This window comes from Treponema sp. JC4, assembly GCF_000260795.1.
Lineage (GTDB): Bacteria > Spirochaetota > Spirochaetia > Treponematales > Treponemataceae > Treponema_D.
The window spans coordinates 1-12,801 of record NZ_AJGU01000045.1 but is presented as its reverse complement, the minus strand read 5'-3'; the positions used below and the strand labels follow the sequence as shown (position 1 = coordinate 12,801).

Here is a 12,801-nt window from a genome sequence, read left to right as displayed (position 1 = left end):
TAAGTGTAAACCCCCTCTTTTTCTGCAAAACTTGGATGATTTACAAAAATGACTGAAAAATCTGAATCGCGGTAAGTGCCCCGGCTATAAGTAACCGTCTGCTCTTCCCCGCAAAGCTCAATATTTGCTGATGCAATGTCTTTTTCAAGATTTTCGATATTATCCCAGGTATTGCACTTAAAAACAGGGATAAAAAGGCATGTTTTATTATTTAATTTTGAGAATTCGTTACAAAGAGAAAAAGTAACGTTTTTTACGCCGCCAGCTTCTGCAATTCCGGCGCATTCCATACTTACAATCCAAAGTTTCATAAAAACCTCTATCTTGAAAAATACGTCTGGTCAAGGCACGCTTCGTTTAAAACCTTGACTCAGCCGTTTTTAGGGTTTTGTTATAAACCCTAAATCAGGTCTGAGTTTTTCAGCCCCGTTCAAATAGACATTTTGTTTTACAATACTTTCAGCTGCGTAGGCAGTAATCATAGCGCGGATAACCTTTTTCATACCGCCTTCAATAAAGGCTTCCTGACTGCAAAAAAGAGCAAGCTCAGAAGTTTCAATTACAGTTTCTCCAAGACGAAGAGCCGTTGCAGGATTCAAAACCGTAATATCCTCAGTAAGCGTAAATTGAACAGAGACAATATCCTCTGCTGTAAGCTTATTTAATGTTACAATCTGATTGAAGAGAGTGCAAACATTTTTTGTAATTTCTTCTTTATTATTTTCTGAACACACCGCACCGCGTACGGCAATTAATTTCTTATTCATTTTGTTCACCTGAATTAGCAGAATCTGCTTGTATGTCTGAAGCCTGAAAATCAGGACTTTCGGAAATTTTACTTTTAACTGATTGTAGAGTTCGTAATCTGCAAATTCGCTTGATGTAAGCGCAATTGTGATTATTTCTACGTCCGGATATTCCTTATAAGGCTGAACGCTACGGATTAAATCATCACGGCGGACATTTTCGGGGCGGAATTTTGGATTTTCCTGCGATTTTTTGATGAAATATTCTGCAGAAAGCTGGGTTATATAATCTGCACAGCCTTCAAGGTATTTATGAAGGCTTTCATCATCACTTATAAGGTTCTGGCGGTAAAGTTCAACTACTTCTTCAGGGGAAACTGTCAGCGTAATTGAAAAATCAAAAGAATAATTAAAATTCAATCCCGAATCTGTCCCTCCGCTTACAAGAGCAGCAGACGGAAGTGAAGTTTTGTAAGATTTTGTAATACTTAAAGGCTTAATCTTAAACTGAATTAAACGGGCATTTGTCGGTAAAAGAAACTGAGGAAACCAGGTCAGTTTTCCGGGAATTACAGCTTCCGGGCTTACTCCATGAGTTTTTGAAACTACTACTCCGCAAGAGTCAGGCTCCAGTTTTATTTGAGTCCAGCCTGTCCAGAAAACAAAAGCAGAGAAAAGCGTCAAAATGAATAAACATGCAAAAAACTTCTTCATGGAAATCAAGTTCTTTGATAATATACTATCATAAATTGTTTGGGCAAGCATGCAGACAGAAAATATTTTTATTAGACAGTTAAAAAAGCATCCTCTATCTTTTTTATACAGGCTGATAAAAAATATTGTTTTTTCGCTCTTTCTCTTCTGTCTTGTGCTTCTTGTCCTTTATATAGCGGGAAACTATCAGAATTTCCAGACCGAAAGCCAGCAGTTGATTTTATCAACCCTTTCTTTCAGTTCCATTGTACTTTTGATTTTTTCGATTTTGATTTTTGGAGAGACAATAATCAGACTTATCACAAAAGGTGAAAAACTAAAAAGCGTGGCGGTTTTACTGACTATGATTTTTAATATCCTTTTCAGTATTTTCTGCATGAGTTTTTCAAATATCGTGTATTATCTTTCTGAAGGATTTTAATTAAATGAAGCTGATAAAATTTATTAGATTTTTTCTAATCAAAAAAATAACTATTCCTGCCCTGCTTAAGGAATTCGGCGGCGTTTTTGAAGAAGCCGGCTTTAAGGCTTATCTTGTTGGCGGCGCCGTCCGCGATATTTTTCTGGGCAAAAAAGCTTCTGACTGGGATGTTGCAACAAACGCAACGCCACAGGATGTAATGAAGCTTTTTAAGTTTGTAGTGCCAACCGGCATTGAACACGGCACTGTAACCGTTCACTATAAAAAACAGGAAATTGAAGTTACCACCTTCCGTACTGAAAGCGGATATTCAGACGGCCGCCACCCGGACAGCGTAAATTATGCTGCCACAATCGAAGAAGATTTAAGCCGCCGCGATTTTACCATGAACGCAATTGCTGTAGACCTTAAAAACGGCAAAATTGTTGACCCTTACGGCGGAAAAAAAGACATTCAAAAAAAACTTATCAGAACCGTCGGCGTTCCACGCGAGCGCTTTTTGGAAGACGGTCTCCGCCCTATCCGCGCCATAAGATTTTCAAGCCAGCTGGAATTTAAGATTGAAGACAAAACTTACCGCGAGATTTCTACTCAGCCAGTCCTTGCAAAAATAGCTGGCATTTCTCTTGAACGCTTCCGCGACGAACTATTAAAACTCTTAAAAGCTCCTAAGCCTTCTCTTGGAATCAGACAGATGGAAGAGACTGGTATTTTAAATATTTTTATCCCGGAATTTACAGTCTGCCGGGGCTGCATTCAAAGTGATGACCGCGGCTACCACATTTTTGACGTTTTTGACCACAATATTTACGCTTGCGACGGGGCTCCGGCATCAAAGCCTTTAGTCCGCCTTGCCGCCCTTTTTCACGACATTGGAAAGCCGGCAGCCCGTACTGAAACTACAACTCCAGAAGGACTGAAAGTCTTCCACTTTTTTAATCACGAAGCCGAATCAGAAAAACTTGCCCGCAAGATTATGATCCGCCTTAAATTTTCAAATGCCGACACCGACCACGTCTGCCATCTGGTAAAACATCACATGTTTTATTACACACCGGACTGGACCGATGCCGCTGTGCGCCGCTTTCTTGTAAAAGTGGGCTCAGAAAATATCCCTGATTTAATTGACCTCCGCCTTGCCGATATGTACGGAAAATACAATCAGCCCGTCCGCCTTCACGACAGCGCCACCTGCGATTCTTTAATTGAGTTCCAGAACCGAATTAAAGCCATTGAGTCCAAAAATCAGGCCCTTAGCCTTAAAGACCTTGCCGTAAACGGAAAAGATTTAATTGCCATAGGTATTCCCGCCGGCAAACAGCTTGGCGTAATTTTGAATGAACTTTTTGAAGCCGTGCTGGAGGACCCGGCAATGAATGATAAAGATAAACTTCTAGAAATTGCAAAAAAAAGACAGTCCTAATGGACTGCCTTTTCTGAATGTTAGAACTTTGAAGTTATAACTTTAAATCTCCATGTTCATACAATGACGAACTTCCTCGAGAGTTTTAATACCAATCTCGCGGGCTTTTGCAGCGCCGTCAAGAAGCACTTTGCGGATGTACTCTGGATCTTTTTCAAGGCGGGCACGTTCTGCGCGCATAGGACGAAGTTTTTCGTTCAATGCTTCTGTAAGAGTTGCTTTGAGCATTCCGCCGCCGCCGTCGCCAATTCTTGCAGCAATTGCAGTTGGCTCTTCACCAGTACAAAGGCTGATAAGCATAAGAAGGTTTGCAACTTCAGGACGGTTTACAGGATCATAAGTGATGTTTCTGTCCTGGTCGGTCTTAGCTTTTTTAATCATTTTTGCAGTTTCGTCTTCTGTGGCAGAAAGCATAATTGCGTTTCCGCGGGACTTACTCATCTTCTGGCTTCCGTCCAGTCCCAGAATCATAGGAGTTTTAGAAAGCAAAGCCTGAGGCTCCGGGAAAACCGGTTCTTTTCCGCTGTCCAGACAGAATTTGCGGTTAAAGCGGTTTGCAATAGTACGGGTCATTTCAAGGTGAGGAAGCTGGTCTTTTCCAACAGGAACGATGTTTCCCTTACAGAACAAAATATCACAAGCCTGATGAACAGGATATGTGTACATTCCGGCATTTACGTTTTTAAGACCGGCAGATTCAATTTCCTCTTTTACAGTCGGGTTACGGCTGAGTTCGGCATTAGAAACTAAAGTCAAAAATGGCAGCATAAGCTGGTTACATTCAGGAACATAGCTGTGAGGATAAATGATTACATCCTGCTTGCTTGGATCAATTCCTGCCGCAAGATAGTCAATTACAAGCTGCTTTGTGTTCTGACTGATTTCCTGATAAGCATCGTGGTCTGTAAGAACCTGATAGTCAGCAATCAGAATCATTGTTGGAACGCCAAGGTTTGCAAGGCGAACGCGGTTCTGAAGGGAACCAAAATAGTGTCCAATATGAAGGCGGCCTGTAGGACGGTCACCTGTAAGTACGCGGTATTTTTTAGGATTTACAAGAAGGTCAGCTTCAATTTTTTTACTTCTTTCAAGAGCTGCTTCGTAGCTTTTATTAAGGTCTGTGTATTCTAACTCTGCCATAGTTTCCTCGTGTTTCTTTTTGTAGAAATATAGCAGAGTTTTACCTAATTTACAACTTTCTCATACCACTGAAGAAAAGTCTGACCTGTGCTTTCGTCAATATCATCAGTTTCTACCCAGCAGTGTTCGCGCGATTCAAGTTCAATATTTACAGAGCCACGGCAAAAGTGTTTTAAGAGGCGGCCTGTCTTGTAACCCTGCTCGTAAATGCCCTTGTCGTATTTAGAAATCTTCCACCAGTAGCGGATTGGAAGAATACGCATTAATTCCTTAAATGAAGGCTGATAATATCCGCTTCCAGAAATTACCGCCTTAAAAAGCCCCGGTTCGTAGCAGGAAAGTTTTACAACAAACTCCGCTCCCTGCGAATGACCAAAACCGATTATGCATTTTTTATCAATACATTCGTTTCGCATAAGAAGATTCTGAATCATCAGGCTTACGTCGTGGCAGTCAGAAAATAATCTCCCCTGGAATGCAGGCAGAGTACTGCACATTTTTTTACATTCTGAAGTTCAGGGGCAATCAGCATGCGGCCGAATTTTCCTCGCGAAGAATATTTATCATTTGAACCGTGGAAGGTTACAATCAGAGGAAGTTTTGCATCTTCATTGTGGCGGTCATTTCTGTATTCAGGAGGAATGTAAAGGTAATATTCAAAACCGGCCGGCACTTCTTCATAAAACCAGAGGGAATCATCATAAGATTTCCGGGTCCAGTAATAGTCAGCATCAAAAGTCAGCTGAAATTCCTTTCTTACAGTGGATTTTATAAAAATCAATAATAAAAAACAGAAAAGCAGAATAAGTGGAATTGAAATAAAAAGAACTTTTTTTATCTTTTTGTGCATATTAAAATTATACATCAGTATTTAGAGAATTGTATAAAAAAAAATTAAGTCCTGATGACCAAACTTTCAAACAGGTTTATAATAAGAATTATGAATGCAGTGGAATACTTTCAGGACTGGCTTGATGATTATCTGAACTTTGAGAAAAATCCCAAGAAAGATATTTTCTGGCTGGATACAATAGACTATCTTTGTAAACGCTTTGAAAATCCTCAGGATTATGCACCCTGTGTTCATATTGCGGGCTCAAAAGGAAAGGGCTCTGTTTCCCGCATGATTGCCTGTATTCTTGAAGAAGCAGGAAATAAAGTCGGAGTTTTTTCTTCGCCACATATTACAGATTTCCGCGAACGCATTACCCTTCCTACAGCATTTTTTGATGAAGAAACTTACGAAGCTGCAATCCGCGAAATGATTCCAAACATTGAATCCATTATTCCGACCTCACTTCCTGCAGAACGCCCCATAACCTGGTTTGAACTCGTAACCCTTTATTCCTTCCTGGTCTTCCGTAAGGCAGAAGTTGACTGGTCAGTTTTTGAAGTCGGACTAGGTGGCCGCCTGGATTCTACAAATGTTATCCGTCCGAAACTCTGCTGTATAACTCCAATTGAACTGGAGCACACAGAGTTTTTAGGTGACACTATCGAAAAAATTGCCGCAGAAAAAGCCGGGATAATTAAAAACTGTACACCGGTTGTTGTTGCCCGTCAGTCTAAAGAAAGCGTAAAAAAGGTTTTTGAAGAAAAGGCTTTTACCCGCCACGCTCCTATTTATTTTGTGGATGACGTTACAAAAAATCTTTCTCACTCTTTTGACCTTAAAAACAAGGTTATGAACATCTCTTTTGAAAGCGAGATTTTCAACCGTCCTATTAAAACAAGCCTTAAAATGCTTGGAAAAATGCAGCTGGAAAATGCAGCTCTTGCAGCCATTGCGGCGCGAAAGCTCTTCCCAAATCTTGATGAAGAGATTATTGAGCGCGGTCTTGCCAAGGCTAAGCTTCCTGCCCGCTTTGAAATCCTTACAGAAGTTCCGGGCTACGAACAGCTGCCTGCCCTGATTTTAGACGGGGCTCACACCCTCAATTCAATTACTTTGACTCTTGATACTCTGAACAAGCTTTACGGCGAAGAAAAAGTTTCACTTCTTTTCGCCTGTGCCGCCGACAAGGATGTAAAAGATATTGCAAAGGTTCTTAAAGGCCGCTTTGAGCATATTTATGTAACCAAACCCGGCGAAGTAAAGCAGGCTGACCTTGCAGGTCTTGAAAATGCCTTCCAGGATGCAAAACTTTCTTACGAACTCAATCCCGACTATCCGGCTATGATAAAAAAAGCGCTCAAAGAATGCTCTGAGTGCGGAGAAATCTTACTTGTTACAGGTTCTTTCTACCTTGTTGCAGAAGTAGATAAGATGATTTTCAAAAAATAGGTGGCGGGAACTTCTTCCTACTCGCATTTCGGGGTTTGCTACGCGCAGTCCTTCGGACCGGCTTCGCCGCCCCTCAATTCTCGCGCCCTATGCCACCTCTATTTTACAATTCTCAACACCCTTTTTGTAATAGAAGTAAGTACTTCATAAGAAATTGTCTTTCCGATTTTTGCCAAATCTTCCGCTGTATTCAGAGCCCCGCTTTCTTTTGGTCCGAAAATTACAGCCTTATCCCAGAGTTTTACATCAGGGTTGTCCTTTCCGATGTCTACCATGCACTGATCCATGCAGATGCGGCCTCGTACCGGATAATTTTTGCCGTTGATTGTAACTTCAAGTCCAGGACTGAAGCGGCGCAAAAGTCCGTCTGCATAACCGATTGGTAAAACAGCAATGTCAGTATCTTGGGGACATTCATAAGTGCGCCCGTAAGATACTGTTTTTCCTTTAGGGAAATGTCTTATTGCAACAACCTGGCTTTCAAGGGCTAAAACAGGTTTTATGTCAAAATCTTTTTTCTGCGACTGAAGATATTCTTTTGTAATTTCATCTGGATAGTAGCCGTAAGTAATGATTCCGGGGCGGACCAAATCAAAATGAAGGTCAGAATTGTTCAATAATCCTGCGCTTGCTCCGCAAGACAAAATGCCAGGTTCTACCCCAGCCTTTTTTACGTTTTCTACGGCAAGTTTAAAGGCTTCTCCCTGCTCGCAGGTAAACTTCTGATTATCTTCAGAAAGGCTGTCACTTACGCAAAGGTGAGTAATCATACCGCCAAGCTTAAGGTGGGCAGAAGCAGAAATCAGTTTTGCTTCGTCCCCTGCTTCTTCCGGGTAACAGCCGATTCGGCCCATTCCTGTATCAACGGCAAGAAAAACCGAATGCTTTAGGTTCTTATCTGACTGGCGCTTAAAATATCCGTCTGCAGCTTCGCTCAAAGCTGTAATATATTCGTGACTGAAAACAAGCGGAGTCAGCTCGTATTCAAAAAGATCGTTAAATTCTTCAGGCACACAAAGACTCAAAAGTAAAATATGAGCCTTAATTCCAGCATGACGGAGTTCAACCCCCTCTCCTACGCTTGCAACAGCCAGATATTCAACTCCAAGACTTTCTGCAATCTGAGATGTTAAAACGGCATTATGACCATAAGAGTCTGCCTTAACTGCAATGCAAAGCTTTACGCCCGGCTCAACAAAGTTTTTTATCTGTTTAATGTTATATTCAAGATTTGATTTATAGATTATAGCTTTAGTACAGCGATTCATTTTTTATTCCACCCAAGTAACATTTTAAATCCTTAGCACCTTTTATACAATAGATACAATCTATAATGCGTTGAAAAATAACGCTAAATTCGCTAAACTAAATTATTACTATTAAATGAGAATTATTATGAAAAAAATTATATCAAAATCCTTTGTTTTACTTCCATTTGTTCTAGCAGCCTGTACTTCTGTGCCAGCCGTTAAAAACGAATCAGAAACAGAAAGTCCTTCAAATCATTCAGTAAAAGAAAGCCCTGCAGAAAATACAAAAGATACTCAGTTTATCAAAGAACTTGAAAACGTTAATCTTAAATTAAGCTCATCTCCAAAGGCAACAGTAACAGGAACAGCCTTTAATACAGCTTTTTCTGTAACAGTTACAGGAAAAGACGGAGCTGCCCTTTCTGCATATCCGGTAACAGTTTCTTATCCAGCTGCAAAAACAGAAGGTAAGATTTCCTTTGCTACAGCAGAATTAATTACCGACCAGAACGGACTTTGTACTTTTACAGCAGAAAAACCGGACTTTGCCTGCAATGAAAAAATCACCTTCTACCCGACTCCGGTTTCAGATTCAAAAGAAACTCTTGAAGCAGCAGAAAATAAAGCAGTTTCTGCAGAATGGAAGGTAAAATCAGACATTACAAAAAAAGGTGCAGTTTTATTTATCTGGGAATTCAACGAACGCGGACGCCCTACAGGAAACTCTTACGGAGTTCTTTCAAAGCTTAAAGCCTGGGGAATCTGGAACGTTGGCAATGCCCCTGTAAACGAACCAAGTGATATTGGAAAACCTCTTACAACCCTCTACAAAGAAAACTACGAAATTATTGAAGACCAGTACGGCTATTTAATCTGCGGTACAATTAAATTTTCTCAGCCGGTAACCGCCCTTGAAAGCGGAGACGGCTACTGCTGCACAATGGTTGCAGAAATTTCTGCTGTAAACATGAAAAATGGAAAAGTTGTTTACACAAATAACTATGAGCAGTATGCAGAAGGCAGTAACTGGAATAATGTAACTCAGACCTGTAAAGATAAACTTTCTAAAACAATTGCAGACAGCCTTATTTTCGGGCTATAGGATATAAATAAAGGGGTAAAATATGATTTACACAGACACACGAGATTCAAGTGTAAAGGTTGATTTCAAGACTGCCGTAATGGGCGGAATGAATCCAAAAACTGGCGGACTTTATATTCCGACAAGTTTTCCAAAACTAGAGTCTTCTTTTATCTTAAAAGACCCGGCTCCTTCCTTCCGCGACATTGCCTTTAATATGGCAAAGCCTTATGTAGAAGGTGAAATCCCTGATGAGGATTTGACTCAGATTATCCAGGATGCATATCCTTTTACCCCAAAAATTGTTCCAACAGATTCAATTTCTTATATTCTTGAACTTTTCCACGGTCCAACCTGCGCCTTCAAGGATTTTGGCGCCCGCTTTATGGCCCGCGTAATGTCCTACTTCAACCGTACAGAAAAAGATAACCTCCACATTCTGGTTGCAACCTCTGGTGATACAGGTTCTGCTGTAGGTTCTGCCTTCCACAATGTTCCGGGAATTGACGTTACAATCCTTTATCCGGAAGGAAAAATCAGTCCTCTTCAGGAAAAACAGCTTTCTACCTTTACAGGAAACGTTCGTGCCCTTAAGGTAAATGGAACCTTTGATGACTGTCAGAAACTTGTTAAGACTGCATTTACAGATGATGCACTCCGCGGAAAACTCCGTCTTTCATCTGCAAACTCAATCAATATTGCCCGTCTTTTGCCACAGAGCTTCTACTACATGTACGCAGCCTGCTATGTACGAAACCGCTGTGTAATTGATTCAAAGCTTAAGGATCCTGCAATCATTATGGTTGTTCCTTCAGGAAACTTTGGAAACCTTACTTCAGGTTTGATTGCTAAGGAAATGGGTGCTCCAATTGCCGGCTTTACAGCTGCAACAAATACAAACCGCACAATCCCGGACTGGATTTCAACTGGTGACTATAATGCACGCCCTTCTGTAGAAACCTTTGCCAACGCTATGGATGTTGGTGCTCCAAGTAACTACGAACGCATTAAGGCTATGTACTCTCTTGATCAGGTTCGCTCAATGTTTGCTTCTTACTGGACAGATAATGATGGCATCATGAAAGCAATTAAAAACTGTAATGAAAAAACCGGTTATATCATTGATCCACACGGAGCAATCGGATATCAGGCATGGGAAGAAATTAAAGCCGGCGGACTTAATAACTGTAAGTCTAACGACTGGAAAAAGCCGGGACTTTCTCCAAATGTGCCAGAATGGAGCGGAAAGATTGATTCAAAAGAAGCTGTCGGCGTAATTCTGGAAACTGCAAGCCCTGCAAAATTCGGACAGATTGTAAAAGATGCAATCAATAAGGATCCTGTAATTCCAGAGCGTCTTGAACAGATCCTCCGCCTTCCAGATCAGGCAGTTCCAATGGAAAATGATTATGAAAAGTTCAAAGACTGGCTTCTGGCTAATCTTTAGAAATATTATACCGGCTGTATTAATTACAGCCGGATTTTTTTCGTGCAAAAGCTCTTCCTCAACTACCTCTGACTTAATTTCCTTTGAGGCAATGAATACCTTTATGAGCATTAAAAGCTTTGGAAATAAAGCTTCTGCTGCAAATAAAGCTGCAAAATTAAAAATCATAGAAACTGAAAAACTGATTTCTGTTACCGATTCTCAGAGCGAAGTTTATAAAATTAATAATTCAAATAATACAGAAATCCTCCTGTCAGATGAATTAGCAGAACTTTTTTCTTCATCTCTTAATGCTGCCTTTAAAACTCAAGGGGCTTTCAATCCTTTTTTATATCCCATAACAAAAGAATGGGGCTTTACTACAAAGAACTATCATGTACCGGAAAATTCCCGCATAAAAGAACTCCAGCCCCTTACAGACTATAAAAAAGCCCGTCTTGAAGGTAAAACCTTAATAAAAGAGCCCCAAATGCAGCTTGATTTTGGCGGAATCGGTAAAGGTTTTGCAGGTGATCTTGCAATAGAAGTATTAAAAGAAAAAGGAATAAAGTCTGCAGTTCTGGATCTTGGTGGCAATATCCAGCTTCTTGGAAGCAAAGCTGATGGAAGCGACTGGAACATTGGTTTAAGAAATCCCTGGGAAGAAGCTGCAAAACCAGTTTTTGCCCTCAAATTAAATGACTGCGCTGTAATTACAAGCGGTGGCTACGAACGCTATTTTACCGGCGATGATGGAAAAGAATACATCCATATATTTGACAGCAGCACAGGAAGACCTGTAGATAACGAACTGGTATCTGTTACCATTATTACAAAAAAAGGTATTACAGGAGACCTTTTAAGTACCGCCCTTTTTGCAATGGGAAAAGAAAAAGCCATAGATTTCTGGAAAAACTGTCAGGACTATGATTTTGAAATCATACTTTTGTGCAAGGATTATTCAGCAGTAATTTCAGAAGGAATTGAAAAGCGAATAACAAGCCTGGCAGATTTTAGCAAAGTTGAGGTCTGCAAAAAGCAGTAAAAGAAATAAGACAAGTTGAATTACCAATAAAATAAATACATTTGAAGCAGAGGTTTTATTCTTATCCCTGTATTCAAGTTCCTCCACTTTCAAGACACTTTTTATTCTGAAAATAATATTTCCGCTGGTATTGTAAAAAGAATTCATAAGTGAATAAAAATAAGCTGTAGTAAGGCCTATAAAAGATCCTGCCGTAACTTTAATATTTGAAGAGACCTGCGAAATACAAATTATAGAACTGAGTATAAAACATTTTCTTAAAGCCTCAAGCAAGGCTTCTTCATAAAGGGTAAAGGCACCAAGCCTTAATAAAACCTTTCCGCCTGAAGAAAATAAACTTAAAAATATGATAAAAAGCCAGAGGCAAACATGTGGCAATATCAAAAACTTTCTTTTATGCAAAAGCTGAAAAATTACAGAAAAAAGAAAAATTAGCAGCTAAAATATAAAGAGATTTAATAAAAAATAGGCAGAATTATTAATAAGATGACTAATAAAATAGACATTTTTCCTATTTACATCCCTTTCTTTTTTCAGTTTTTCTTCATATCCCTTAATTTCAGGAACCTTATTAATTGCGATTTTGCAGCTTATAAATGCTGTTATCAGACCCGAAAAGAGAGAAAAAATCAGCATTATCCCCAGAATATTATAAACTTCTTTTCCAAGAAAAATTGAAGCGCAGAAAACCTGAATACAGGAACTTGCAGCTGCTCCACATAAGGAAATTCCGTAAACTGAAAAAAACTTTTCCTTAAAAAGGCTCCGGTTAATAAAACTGACAGCATACATCAATAATCCAGCCCCCAGCGACTGACAGAAGGAAATTAAGAAAAAGGGAGAAAAAAGTGTTCCTGAAATAAAGCTTGAAGTAAGGGCTTTTAAGATAAGAAGGCTTATAAAATCCAGGGGGATAAAATCAAGGGCAAGTAAAATTACAATATTTCCAAGCCCTAGTTTCAGAAAAGGCAGATGAGGAAGAAGAAATTCAACATAAGAAAAAAGAAGTGTCAGGGCAGAATAATATGCTAGTTTTTCTTTATTGTGCAAGAGCATCAAATTCATCCTCACTGACAACAGTAATAATTACATCATTTGGAAGACATATTATATGATTTCCCCAGCCCTGATGAATGCAGGTTTTGTTTTTGCAGGGAGAATCAATAATCCTTACTCTTCCATCTTTTACTTCGATTTTTGTAATTCCCAGACTTCCGGAAACCTGATAAATCTTATTTTCCATAAGACTGTACTCGTATTCCTTTCCATCT

14 protein-coding genes are annotated in these 12,801 nt (G+C 39.7%); 6 read left to right on the top strand and 8 right to left on the bottom strand.

The features are described from left to right. Together MSI_RS11800 and aroH are read right to left on the bottom strand one after the other, a co-directional pair. A partial coding sequence (locus MSI_RS11800) for a glycogen/starch synthase (RefSeq protein WP_039924822.1) occupies window positions 1–311 on the bottom strand: 311 nt, incomplete at its 3' end. Between the two features lie 69 nt (window positions 312–380). Next, a complete protein-coding gene (gene aroH, locus MSI_RS15060) occupies window positions 381–1,460 on the bottom strand; it encodes a chorismate mutase (protein WP_009107308.1) in 1,080 nt (359 codons plus the stop codon). Between the two features lie 154 nt (window positions 1,461–1,614). Here aroH and MSI_RS11790 point away from each other — a divergent pair, with 154 nt between their 5' ends. Both MSI_RS11790 and MSI_RS11785 read left to right on the top strand, forming a co-directional pair. Then, window positions 1,615–1,881 (top strand): hypothetical protein, encoded by a 267-nt coding sequence (locus tag MSI_RS11790; protein WP_155815608.1) that lies wholly within the window; start codon window positions 1,615–1,617, stop codon window positions 1,879–1,881. 4 nt (window positions 1,882–1,885) lie between these two features. Further along, the gene (locus MSI_RS11785) at window positions 1,886–3,304 is read left to right on the top strand and encodes a CCA tRNA nucleotidyltransferase (RefSeq protein WP_009107304.1); all 1,419 of its coding nucleotides are present in this window, start codon (window positions 1,886–1,888) and stop codon (window positions 3,302–3,304) included. 42 nt (window positions 3,305–3,346) lie between these two features. On the opposite strand, the gene trpS is transcribed toward MSI_RS11785, so the two are convergent. Genes trpS through MSI_RS11770 form a run of 3 tightly spaced genes read right to left on the bottom strand, consistent with a single transcriptional unit; the run spans window position 3,347 to window position 5,294 of the window. Continuing rightward, entirely contained in the window at window positions 3,347–4,444 is a 1,098-nt protein-coding gene (gene trpS / locus MSI_RS11780) for a tryptophan--tRNA ligase (RefSeq protein WP_009107302.1), read from the bottom strand. Window positions 4,445–4,488: 44 nt separating this feature from the next. Further along, window positions 4,489–4,941, bottom strand: a complete 453-nt coding sequence (locus tag MSI_RS11775; protein WP_009107301.1) for a hypothetical protein — start codon at window positions 4,939–4,941, stop codon at window positions 4,489–4,491. Beyond that, entirely contained in the window at window positions 4,884–5,294 is a 411-nt protein-coding gene (locus MSI_RS11770) for a hypothetical protein (protein WP_009107300.1), read from the bottom strand. Before MSI_RS11770 ends, MSI_RS11775 begins: the two co-directional genes overlap by 58 nt. A gap of 90 nt (window positions 5,295–5,384) precedes the next feature. Here MSI_RS11770 and MSI_RS11765 point away from each other — a divergent pair, with 90 nt between their 5' ends. Beyond that, window positions 5,385–6,728, top strand: a complete 1,344-nt coding sequence (locus tag MSI_RS11765) for a folylpolyglutamate synthase/dihydrofolate synthase family protein (protein WP_009107299.1) — start codon at window positions 5,385–5,387, stop codon at window positions 6,726–6,728. Window positions 6,729–6,826: 98 nt separating this feature from the next. Here the strand turns inward: MSI_RS11765 and alr are convergent, their stop codons facing one another. Beyond that, window positions 6,827–7,996: an alanine racemase gene (gene alr / locus MSI_RS11760; RefSeq protein ID WP_009107298.1), complete on the bottom strand. Its 1,170-nt coding sequence runs from the start codon at window positions 7,994–7,996 to the stop codon at window positions 6,827–6,829. A 127-nt stretch (window positions 7,997–8,123) separates the two neighbouring features. Here alr and MSI_RS11755 point away from each other — a divergent pair, with 127 nt between their 5' ends. From MSI_RS11755 to MSI_RS11745, 3 genes are all read left to right on the top strand, one after another. Then, entirely contained in the window at window positions 8,124–9,080 is a 957-nt protein-coding gene (locus tag MSI_RS11755; protein WP_009107297.1) for a hypothetical protein, read from the top strand. A gap of 22 nt (window positions 9,081–9,102) precedes the next feature. Further along, window positions 9,103–10,506 carry a threonine synthase gene (gene thrC, locus MSI_RS11750; protein ID WP_009107296.1) on the top strand — a complete coding sequence of 468 codons (1,404 nt, stop codon included), beginning with the start codon at window positions 9,103–9,105 and terminating at the stop codon, window positions 10,504–10,506. 103 nt (window positions 10,507–10,609) lie between these two features. Next, window positions 10,610–11,530 carry an FAD:protein FMN transferase gene (locus MSI_RS11745; protein WP_009107294.1) on the top strand — a complete coding sequence of 307 codons (921 nt, stop codon included), beginning with the start codon at window positions 10,610–10,612 and terminating at the stop codon, window positions 11,528–11,530. A gap of 438 nt (window positions 11,531–11,968) precedes the next feature. On the opposite strand, the gene MSI_RS11735 is transcribed toward MSI_RS11745, so the two are convergent. Together MSI_RS11735 and MSI_RS11730 are read right to left on the bottom strand one after the other, a co-directional pair. Next, entirely contained in the window at window positions 11,969–12,586 is a 618-nt protein-coding gene (locus MSI_RS11735; protein ID WP_009107292.1) for a Gx transporter family protein, read from the bottom strand. Further along, window positions 12,570–12,801, bottom strand: a 232-nt coding sequence (locus tag MSI_RS11730) for a NusG domain II-containing protein (RefSeq protein ID WP_039924814.1), incomplete at its 5' end; no start/stop codon positions are given. The genes MSI_RS11735 and MSI_RS11730, both read right to left, overlap by 17 nt.

What these genes read in the sequence shown, in the direction of transcription:
- aroH (WP_009107308.1), bottom strand. Translation starts at nt 1,460, where the DNA reads ATGAAGAAGTTTTTTGCATGTTTATTCATTTTGACGCTTTTCTCTGCT.
- MSI_RS11785 (WP_009107304.1), top strand. Translation starts at nt 1,886, where the DNA reads ATGAAGCTGATAAAATTTATTAGATTTTTTCTAATCAAAAAAATAACT.
- trpS (WP_009107302.1), bottom strand. Translation starts at nt 4,444, where the DNA reads ATGGCAGAGTTAGAATACACAGACCTTAATAAAAGCTACGAAGCAGCT.
- MSI_RS11775 (WP_009107301.1), bottom strand. Translation starts at nt 4,941, where the DNA reads ATGTGCAGTACTCTGCCTGCATTCCAGGGGAGATTATTTTCTGACTGC.
- MSI_RS11770 (WP_009107300.1), bottom strand. Translation starts at nt 5,294, where the DNA reads ATGCACAAAAAGATAAAAAAAGTTCTTTTTATTTCAATTCCACTTATT.
- MSI_RS11765 (WP_009107299.1), top strand. Translation starts at nt 5,385, where the DNA reads ATGAATGCAGTGGAATACTTTCAGGACTGGCTTGATGATTATCTGAAC.
- alr (WP_009107298.1), bottom strand. Translation starts at nt 7,996, where the DNA reads ATGAATCGCTGTACTAAAGCTATAATCTATAAATCAAATCTTGAATAT.
- MSI_RS11755 (WP_009107297.1), top strand. Translation starts at nt 8,124, where the DNA reads ATGAAAAAAATTATATCAAAATCCTTTGTTTTACTTCCATTTGTTCTA.
- thrC (WP_009107296.1), top strand. Translation starts at nt 9,103, where the DNA reads ATGATTTACACAGACACACGAGATTCAAGTGTAAAGGTTGATTTCAAG.
- MSI_RS11745 (WP_009107294.1), top strand. Translation starts at nt 10,610, where the DNA reads ATGAGCATTAAAAGCTTTGGAAATAAAGCTTCTGCTGCAAATAAAGCT.
- MSI_RS11735 (WP_009107292.1), bottom strand. Translation starts at nt 12,586, where the DNA reads ATGCTCTTGCACAATAAAGAAAAACTAGCATATTATTCTGCCCTGACA.